Below are 9,811 nucleotides of genomic sequence, written 5' to 3'. Positions count from 1 at the left end.
CACGTCTGGAGTTTTGACTTCGTCCAGGCCCGGACCCACGACGGACGCTCGCTCCGGATCCTGACGCTGATCGACGAGCATAGCCGGGCTTGTCTGGCGCTGAAGGTGGCGCGACGCATCAACAGCGCGGGCGCGATCGAGGCGCTGGCGGAGGCGATGTGCCTACACGGCATCCCGGAACACATCCGCTGCGACAATGGCCCCGAGATAATCTCGAAGGCGCTGCGCAAATGGGTCGCCAAAACTGGCTCACAGATCCAGTACATCGCACCAGGATCCCCGTGGGAGAACGGGTATTGTGAGAGCTTCAACGGCAAGCGTCGTGACGAGTGCCTACGCCAGGAGATCTTCTACTCGTTAAAGGAGGCGCAGATCGTGATCGGTCTGTGGCAAAACACCTACAACCACGTCCGACCGCATTCGTCGCTGGGCTATCGGCCGCCCGCGCCCGTCAGCTACCCGGATCTGGCCTTCCGGCTACCCATGGCCGCCACCATGCAGTAGCCTCTCAATCGGCCCGGTCCAAAATACCGGTCAGGTCAGGCTGTCTCGCCACCCGCGCTGGGTGTTCCACTTCGCCCCGACCTCCGCCTCCAGGCTCAACGCCGTCGAGGGCTTCTTCTGGGCACTGTCACGTCAGAAGCTGCGGCGCGGGACTTTCACCGTCATCGTCGACTTGCAGGCGGCGATCAAGAGCTACATCGCCAAGCACAACAAGCAGTCCAGACCTTTCGTCTGGATCCAACCCGCAGCCGCCGTCCACAACAGCCAAGTTGCACCATTCGTCTGAGCCAGTGCACCAGCTTGCCAGTCAAGGTTTTTACTGATCGGCTCAACTGTGGAAACGTTAGACACGTCAGATCGACGGCGAACAACCTAGGCATGTTCGCAAGGACAATCAGAATGCATATCTTGATATGACTGCGGATTGTAACGCATGCTTCAGAGATCGCAAACGTAGCAAGACCCTCCGTTTCATGTTACCATGCATTGAGTGAGGCACTGTTCTGTCCAAAGTGGATCCCTGCTAAATTAAGCAATAAATCTGCAGCCAAAATCAAGGAATACAATTGTGAAAGTTTATGCTTGCCGCATGGATGGCATTGGAACTCGCATTCAGACCATACTCCAGGCGAGGATCTTAGCGGATCTCTTGGAGGCTGAGCTCGAAGTCGTATGGCCACCCATTTCGGCTCCCTACTATCCCGAAGATCGACTCTTTGCGGCCGACCAACTAAGCAATATATTCCAGGGCCTGCAATTTTTTTGTGATGGAAAACGAACAACTAATATTATAAGCGCAGAAAACCTCGATCTTAGCAATACGTTATCGGCCTCCTCGATTAGCGGCGTCGTAAAGCAAAAGAGCGATCTTGCCAAATACTTAGAAGGCAAGAGCGGAATTGTGTATGACACCCCCTACCAGATCTTGCCGGACTCGGAAATGGGATGCGACATCGGTAAGAGGGTGAAAGAATTATGGAGCGAAATAAATTGGCACGAGAATTTCTTGTCAATCGTAGAAAATATAACGCTGAATTTCAATTTAAATGGCGCGACGGCACTTCACGCTCGAAGAGGCGACATAGTTGAACGGCTGAAGAGGGCTGACTATGAATTCCTTAAGAAAAATGGAATGGAAGAAATACTACAACGATTTGTGGCAAAAAGTACATTCTTGAAAATCCTAAACGAACAGCCGCTCCCAAGAAGCCTTATTGTCTGCGGAGAAGATGACGAGTTTTTGACCTACATAGAGGACAATTTTAGACGCCGGGGGGTAACAGTGCTTTCCTCCCATAAGATTGATATGAACGAAACGACGCGCGGCTTCGTTGATCTTTATATATTAGCAGAATCGAGGCGCGTGATTGCGCCCTATCATAGTTACTTTTCCGGCGCGGCATCTTTGCTCGGCAGAAGTACGGTGCGTCGGCTGCCATTAAATATTTCAGACAGCATAGAAGAACTCTTTGATGTGATTGACAGCGCAGGCAGAGCCGACGCCAAGATTATCAAAGCGCTTATGTGCGAAATTTTTGCTAAAATGTTGAGGTCTGAAGCCGCAAGAGAATATAAAAATTCTGCCACCGGAGATTATATTTCCTCACCCAGCAATATTTTTTATAGAAGCTCAAAGGCGCTTTTAAGAGAAAAGCGCCCGGGAGACGAGGCCGTCACGGCTCATTTATCGATAGATTACGCCGGAGATGTTAGATTTCCGTGGAAGGGTTGGGCGGTAAATAAATCGTCAGAGACCAAGCCTTCCGAGGTTATTTTTGATTGTGGACACTTCCACTGGGTAGTGCCAATTGACCAAGAACGCGCCGATGTTGCCAGACATTTTGAGGATTTTACCAACCTGACCTGCGGCTTCAAAATCGACGCTGAAGTAATCAAAGATTGCAAGGGAAGATTAACGGATCTTGTATTTGCAAATAACTCCGCTTGGGCACGAGCGAATATCAGTGTCGACTTAATTTCCGGGCCTCAGTCCACAAAAATCGAAATTGTATTCGAAGATGACAATTTGATTATTGACGGCGTGGTCTTCCGGAGGTCCCTAGAGGGTGCCATTGTCGCTCATATCGACGTAGGAGGAGTAGCGAATCGTGCTTCGTGCGGTGGTTGGGCCGTTGATACGGCCCTATTGTCAGCAGCTGACTTTGTAGCTGTTATCCAGGAGCAGGGGGCACAAAAATTCGACATATGCCTACCAAGACCTGACGTTTCCGACGCTTTAGGGAACAGGAAATATCTATTGTCGGGCTTTTCTCTTTCGAGCGAAATTTTGCAAGAATTTTGCTCTGGGAACAATCGGCTTGTGGTATTTAGCAGCGAAAGATACCAGGATCTCAACCTTTGAGAGATATTATAGAACTAATCCTTGTCCCCGCAGCCGAGCTTCCTTGGGACGAGCGAGGGCATAATCGTCGTGTGGAGATGGCTTGACCCTTTGCCGTCTCCCTAACCCTGACCCAGTAAACTGGTCCGCGCTGAGCGCAAGTTTTTCGGGCATCCTGAACCCTGAAGGAGGGTAGATGTGATCCTGCCCGACTTCACGGGCAGGGGGTTTTGCTCGCGTTCCGTTCGGCTTGCTCGGGCGTGATGTAGCCGAGTGCCGAGTTGATGCGCTACCGATTTTAGTAACCTTCGATGTAGGCGAACAAGTCGCGTCGGACCTCGTCACGGGTCGCCCATTGTCGCTGGTGGACAAGTTGGACCTTGAGGGTGTGGAAGAAGCTTTCCATCGAGGCGTTATCGCAAGAGCAGCCGGTCCGGCTTATGGAGGGTATCGCCTTCATGCCGACGAGTTGCGCTATGTAGGCCTCGGCGACGTACTGGCTGCCGCGATCGGAATGACAGATGAGCCCAGCGGCCGGTCGCTGCCGTTGGGTGGCCATCATCAGGGCCGCCGCCGTCAACTCGGTCCGCAGGTGATCACGCAGGGACCAGCCGACGATCTTGCGGGTGGCGCGATCGAGCACGGCGGCCAGGTAGAGCCAGCCCTCGCCGGTGGGCAGGTACGTGATGTCGGCGAGCCAGACCGTGTTGGGGAGCGCGGCGGAGAACTGTTGCTTCAGGAGGTTGGGGGCGATCGGCAGATCGTGGCGGCTGTCGGTCGTGCAGGGCCGGAATCGGCGCCCTGCCAGGGCTCGGATGCCATGACGGCGCATCAGGCGCTCCACCCGCCTGCGACTGGCCGTTCGTCCCTCCGTACAGAGGGTGGCATGCACCCGAGGCGAGCCGTAGCGCCTGTGATGCCCGGCATGAATACGCCGGACGTCGTCGAGACGGCGACGGTTGGACGCCGACCGGGCACTCTCGGGACGGGATCGCCAGTCGTAGTAGCCATTGTGAGAGACTTCGAGCACGCGGCACATGAGACGCACCGGCCAGGTGCTCGCATGCTGCTCGATGAAAGCGAACATCACTTGGGCGTCTCCGCAAAGATGCCGATCGCTTATGGGATGGCCCGCCCCTCACCGAACCGTTGGTGGCATGCTGCTGCCTTGGAGAAATGGAGGGATCGGGAATGGCAAAGAGTTCGGTCGCCGTGCTGGGTATCGATCTCGGCAAAAACAGCTGTAGCCTGGTTGGCTTCGACCCAGCCGGTACGGTGGTTCTGCGTCGTCGCGCACGGCGTGAGACGATCGTCGGCCTCACGGCCAAGCTGCCCGCTTGTGTCGTCGCGATGGAGGCCTGCTGTGGCGCCCATCACCTCGGGCGGCTGCTGGCCGCGCAGGGACATACCATCCGACTGATGTCGCCCGAGTATGTCCGCCCCTACGTCAAGGCGCAGAAGAACGACGACCGCGATGCCGAAGCGATCGCCGAGGCCGCCACACGTCCGACGATGCGCTTCGTGCCCCTCAAGGCGCAGGAGCAACTCGACATGCAGAGCCTGCACCGGGTCCGGTCTCGGCTGGTCGGCATGCGCACCATGCTCATGAACCAGCTCCGCGCGATCCTGCTGGAGCGCGGTCTCGTTTTCCCGCAAGGCCGCCGCAAGTTCGAGACGGCGGTCGGCATTCTCGTGACGGATCCCCAGGCGCAGATTGGCGCGCGTATCCAAGCTCTCGTCGCCGAGATCCGTGAGGAGTGGGCGAGCCTCGACGGCCGTATCGAAGCGCTCGACCGAGAGTTCGCGGCGCATGCCCGCGCCGACGAGGCGGCACATCGCCTGGTGTCGATCCCGGGCGTCGGGCCGATGACGGCCACGGCCTTGCGCGCGGCCATCGACGACGGAAGCGCCTTCGCGTCCGCGCGCGACCTGCCGGCTTGGCTTGGCCTCGTGCCCCGACAGCATACGACCGGTGGCAAGCCGAAGCTGCTCGGCATCAGCAAGAGGGGCAACGCCTATCTGCGTGGGCTCTTCATCCATGGGGCGCGCGCAGCGCTAGCCTCGCTGTCCAAGGTCGAGGATGCGACCGGCCGATGGCTGCGCGGTCTGCTGGCGCGGGCGCACTACAACGTCGTGGTCGTCGCGCTCGCCGCCAAGCTCGCGCGGATCGCCTGGGCGACGCTGCGCAAAGGAGTGAGCTTCGAGCGGCGGCCGGAGCCGGCCCTCGCATAGGGCATCAAAAGAGGTTGACCTGAGGCGGAGCACGATCGCTCGGCGCAGGTCCACGAGGTCTGCGGGAGGACAGTGAAGATGGCCTGACGGTCGAGCGGCGTTCCGGAAGCCTGGCAAAAAAAGCGGCCCCCGAGGCCGAATTGCTTATGAGGCCCGGGACGTGCGGCTCTCCATCTTGGCGGCGGCCACCATGCCGACATGCCGGATACGTTTGTGCAGACCGGTCACAGGCATCTTCATCGACGACCTTGCAGACGGGGCGGGCCATACGTTTTTTAGGACGTCGCGCTCCATGCGCGTCCGGTCGAGTTCACGCCGCAGACGAGCGATCTCGGCGGCTTGGTCGGAGGGGGAAGCCACCGGGCTCGCAGCCGCGGCTCCTGGTGATGCTGCTGCCCGTGGTGGTGGTGAAGAGCCTCCCATCAGCGCCGTGCGCCACCGCCTCAGCATGGAGGGTTGGATCCCAAGTTCGGCCGCGATCTGCATCTGTGGTCGCCCGCTGCTTTCCAGCAGGGCCACCGCCTCGCGTTTGAACTCGGGCGTGAACTCCCGTCTCGTCTTCGCCATCAAACACCTTCCCCGCCCGCAAGGAGCGTATCACAGGTGTCCGTGAAGGCGGGGGAGGATCACTCCGCTGCGGCAGTATCGTGATGTGCATCTTCGGCCGTCGAGGGCTCATCGGCCGGATCCGAAGCCGTGTCGGACTCATCGGCCTCTTCTGATCCCGCCGCTGCAGTAAAGAACTCACCGTTCCGGACCGCCTCACCGCCCGTCACCATCATGCTCAGGTAGGTGTTGAGGGTGTTCGGAGCCACGTCGGGCAGCCTCTCGGCAATCTCGGCATGCGATAAGCCCTGTGGACCTGCGTCGGTGAGGAGGGCCTTCAAGCGCCCCTTGGCCGAATTCGCTCGAGGACCGCGAGCACCACGCCGGCCGCCCTGACCGGGGGAGCCACGATCACTGGTCGCGGCTCGTGAGCTTTCGAACGCATGAGAGCGGCTGGTATCCTCCAGCGGAACGCCCTCTACGATCGATGTTAGTGCAGCCTCAGCCGCGCGCAACTTGGCCAGTTCGGATGCGATCCGATCGTAGTCGCTCTGAAGAGCGGCCCTGCGCGCTCGGACGTCAACCAGGGCCTTTGTCAGGGTGTTGTCCTCAGCCATTGGACTGTCCATCACATCCATTTACTCGTGGCAGGCATAGGTCATAGGACCCCTCCAGCGTCAACCGCGGAGAAGGTGGTCATCCTATCGGTTCGGCGAATTGGGCCGAGCGCTAATATTTACGGGCCGCCCACTGTTCGATAGTGCGGTGTGCAGCTGACATGGCGCTTCGCCCAGCGCAACGACTCGCATTAGCTCCATCCGCCCCGATCACATGCTCACTCGAGCCTTATCGGCGGCGGATCTGCGCGCCAGCTTGGGCGCGCTACCTGGTCATCATTAGGGCCAACGTGTCGGGTAGGTAGGAAGAGTCGAGATTTCAGGAACGGGCTTGACCCGCGGCGACGTGAGAGCGGCACTTTGAAAAAACTCTACGGCCTGTACCACAGCTGGGCGAGTAGCAGCCCCATCCGCGCGAGCAGCAACCCGGTCATTCGCCTCGCGGCGAGCGGTGGCCATCCGGTGGCGACAGATCTCACCTCCGCGGCGCAGCAGATCGCGGTTCTAGAACCGCACTTCGACGCGAGCTTCTACGCGAGTTGGTACGGCATTACGGCTGATCCGGTGCGCGACTACCTCGTCCACGGCTGGCGCGAGGGCCGCGATCCGCGCCCGGACTTCTCCTCCGCCTATTACCTCACCGAACGCCCCTATCTGGCTCGAGCGGGCATCAACCCGTTCCTACACTTTCTCACCAGCCGGCGCGGACGGGTGAGGCAAGGAGCAGGTGAGGGCGGTGTACAGCTCCCGAAGCTTGACACTCGCCAAACTGAACGCCTGGCCCGCCGCCTCGTGGACGGGGCCTTCTACCTCGCCCACAACCCCGACTTGCAGGCGGCCGGCGTCGACCCGGTGGCTCACTACATGGCCTCTGGCTGGCGCGAGGGCCGCGAGCCGTCGCCGCATTTCGACACCCTGGCCTACTGTTTGACCCGAAACATCTCCTACGCGACCCAGAATCCGCTGGTGCACTACGTCCTGCACGGCGGCTCCGCTCGACCCGACCCGGAAGATTTGATCGCCCTCCAGGCCAAGACCCTCGCGCCTTACTTCGACGCCACATATTACCGGCAGATGCTGGACGAGCAGGAAGTCCGTGATCTCGCTAATGCCTCCGAATCGGAGCTTCTGCAGGCCTACGTGGCCGGGGGCTGGCGATCACTGCGCAGCCCACGCCAGGACTTCGACTCAGCCGGCTTCGTGCAGGCGCGCGCCAGCAGCCGGGCGGTCGTCGGCGACCCGTTCTTCCGATACGTAGCGGAGACTCTGCTCACCGGCGGCACGCCGTTTTTGCGGGAAGGTCAGCCCGATCTCCCGCCTGTGGACGAAGCCTGGTACCGGGCGACCTACCCGGACGCGCAGGGAATTGCGCCTTACGTGCACTTCTCAAAGGCAGGATGGCGGGAGGGGCGCGATCCCGACGCGCGCCATGCGACACTCTACACGCTGCTGCGAGTCTGTGGCCTGCACCCGGCGCGTTCGCCCATGGAGGATACCGCTTGGCTCGGTGAAATCGGGCGCTCGCCCGTAGATCGAGAGCCGTATCTGAACCTACAGGCCGAGCTGGTAGCGCCCCATTTCGATCAAGCCTTCTACCGGCAGCGCTACGGCATAGCGGAGGACGCGGATGCTGTTCGCGACTACTGTGACACCGGCTGGCGCCAGGGCTGCAACCCGCGCCCAGACTTCAATGGTTGGGCCTATCGTGCCCATCATCCCTACGTTGAAACGGTGGGGATCGCCCCCTTCGTCCACTATCTCGCCACCGCGCTGCTCCGTGGCGGCGACCTCACCGTCGGCACGTTCGACCCGCGTTACGGCAACCCGCCAATGGTGGAGGACGCGGAACTACTGGACCAGGCCCGATTGATCGAGCCCTATTTCGACGCCCCCTGGTATCTGAAGCGTTATCCCGACACCCGCGGGTTCGAGAGCGGCCCCGCCATCCACTTTCTGTCCCACGGCCAGGAGGAGGATCGGGACCCGAGTAAGACCTTCTCGACCCGCTTCTATCGTCGCGCCTACGGCCACCTGTTCGCGCCGGGCGAGTCGCCGGCCCTGCACTACGTCCGCACCGGCCGGGCCGCCGGGCTGATGGGCTGCCCGGAGGATCTCGGCAGCTGGCCGGCCATGGAGGCCCCCGAGCCGCGGGACTGGGACGGCCTGCCCCGCGCCCTCACCCTCGCCCAGGCCCGGGTCGTCGTGATCATGCCGGTCTACAAGGGCCGCGGCGAGACCCTGCGCGCCATCCACGCCTGCCTGTCGGCTCCGCAAAAAACCCCGTTCACCCTGCTCGCGGTCAACGACCGATCGCCCGACCCGCAGCTGACCGCGGAGCTCGCCGAGCTGGCCGGCCGCGGCCTGTTCCACCTCGTCGAAAACCAAGACAACCTCGGCTTCGTCCGCTCGGTCAACCGCGGGCTGTCCCTGCGCCAGGGCCGCGCCGTAGTCCTGCTCAACTCCGACGCCCAGGTGTTCGGCGACTGGCTCGACCGGCTGGTGGCCCACGCCGAGGCCGCCGAGACGGAGGGCCGCCCGCCGGTCGGCAGCGTCACGCCCCTGTCCAGCAACGCCACGATCTGCAGCTACCCGAAGTTCAACGCCAACAACGCCATGGCGCTGGAGATCCCCCGGCCCGAGCTCGACCGGGCGGCGGCCAGGATCAACCGCGGCCGCTCGGTGGAAGTCCCCACCGGGGTCGGCTTCTGCCTATACATGACCGCCGCCGCGCTCGATGCCGTCGGCACCCTGGACGAAATCGCCTTCGGCAAGGGCTACGGCGAGGAGAACGACTGGTGCATGCGCGCCCGCAAGGCGGGGTTCTCCAACCTGCTCGCCGAGGACGTGTACGTCTACCATGCCGGGCAGATCTCGTTCGGGCTCGACCCGGGCGGCGAGTACGACCAGGGCCAGGCGGCCTTGCTCGCCAAGCATCCGGACTATCCGGCGCTGGTCGGCCAGTTCGTCCAGGCCGATCCGGGCCGGCGCGGCCGGGCGCGGCTCGACCTGTACCGGCTCGCCCGGCACTTCAGCGGCCGGGCGGTGTTGTTCGTGACCCACAGCTGGGGTGGCGGCATCCAGCGGCACATCGACGACATGATCGCCCGGCTCAAAGCCGAGGGCGTGGCCGTGGTGCTGCTCTCGGTCGACCGGGCCCGCAACATCCAGGTCAACGTCTCGTACCGCAGCCGGGAGTTCGTGTACCTGCCGAGCCTGGACAGCCTGTACCTGCCCCGCGACGCCGAGGCGGTCGCCGCCTTCGTGGAGCGGCTGGCGCCGCTCTTGATCCACGTGCACTCCCTGGCGGGCCTGCGCTGGAACGCGGCCCGCGCGCTGATGGATCTGGTCGCCGGCTCGGGGCGGCCCTATGCCTGGACGGTGCACGACTTCTCGCCGGTCTGCCACCGCAACCACCTGGTGATGCCGGACGGGCGCTATTGCGGGCTGGCGCCGGTGCCCGTGTGTCGGGACTGCCTGGCCTCGGACGCCGACGGCTACGAGGAGCCGGACCCGGAGGAGCGCCGGGCCGCGTTCGGACGGTTCCTGGCCGGCGCGGCGCGGGTGTTCGCGC

Annotated in this window: 5 protein-coding genes and 3 pseudogenes; 5 read left to right on the top strand and 3 right to left on the bottom strand. The window is 62.0% G+C overall.

Annotated elements, in window-relative coordinates; all coding sequences use genetic code 11:
• The 3 genes and pseudogenes from FV228_RS11725 to FV228_RS11715 all read left to right on the top strand — a co-directional run.
• On the top strand, nt 1–504 hold a 504-nt coding region (locus tag FV228_RS11725; protein WP_147854783.1), incomplete at its 5' end, for an integrase core domain-containing protein.
• Between the two features lie 40 nt (nt 505–544).
• Nucleotides 545–790: pseudogene (locus FV228_RS11720) on the top strand (IS630 family transposase); the annotation flags it as partial.
• A gap of 282 nt (nt 791–1,072) precedes the next feature.
• Nucleotides 1,073–2,866 (top strand): hypothetical protein, encoded by a 1,794-nt coding sequence (locus FV228_RS11715; RefSeq protein WP_147854782.1) that lies wholly within the window; start codon nt 1,073–1,075, stop codon nt 2,864–2,866.
• Between the two features lie 280 nt (nt 2,867–3,146).
• On the opposite strand, the pseudogene FV228_RS11710 reads toward FV228_RS11715, so the two are convergent.
• Nucleotides 3,147–3,959 (bottom strand): annotated as a pseudogene (locus FV228_RS11710) (IS3 family transposase); the annotation flags it as partial.
• Nucleotides 3,960–4,057: 98 nt separating this feature from the next.
• Here FV228_RS11710 and FV228_RS11705 point away from each other — a divergent pair.
• Nucleotides 4,058–5,077 (top strand): IS110 family transposase, encoded by a 1,020-nt coding sequence (locus FV228_RS11705; protein ID WP_147854784.1) that lies wholly within the window; start codon nt 4,058–4,060, stop codon nt 5,075–5,077.
• Nucleotides 5,078–5,350: 273 nt separating this feature from the next.
• Here the strand turns inward: FV228_RS11705 and FV228_RS11700 are convergent.
• Both FV228_RS11700 and FV228_RS11695 read right to left on the bottom strand, forming a co-directional pair.
• A pseudogene (locus FV228_RS11700) lies at nt 5,351–5,644 on the bottom strand (transposase); the annotation flags it as partial.
• 59 nt (nt 5,645–5,703) lie between these two features.
• Complete coding sequence (locus FV228_RS11695; protein WP_147854781.1) at nt 5,704–6,240, bottom strand: hypothetical protein; 537 nt, start codon at nt 6,238–6,240, stop codon at nt 5,704–5,706.
• Between the two features lie 462 nt (nt 6,241–6,702).
• Between FV228_RS11695 and FV228_RS11690 the strand changes: the two genes are divergently transcribed.
• On the top strand, nt 6,703–9,811 hold a 3,109-nt coding region (locus FV228_RS11690), incomplete at its 3' end, for a glycosyltransferase (RefSeq protein ID WP_246693889.1).

This window comes from Methylobacterium sp. WL18 (genome assembly GCF_008040015.1).
GTDB lineage: Bacteria > Pseudomonadota > Alphaproteobacteria > Rhizobiales > Beijerinckiaceae > Methylobacterium > Methylobacterium mesophilicum.
Note: the sequence above shows the minus strand (reverse complement) of the source record. Positions and strands in the feature narration are given on the sequence as shown.

Excerpts from the sequence above, each read along its gene's own strand:
- FV228_RS11695 (WP_147854781.1), bottom strand. The coding sequence starts at position 6,240 with ATGGCTGAGGACAACACCCTGACAAAGGCCCTGGTTGACGTCCGAGCG.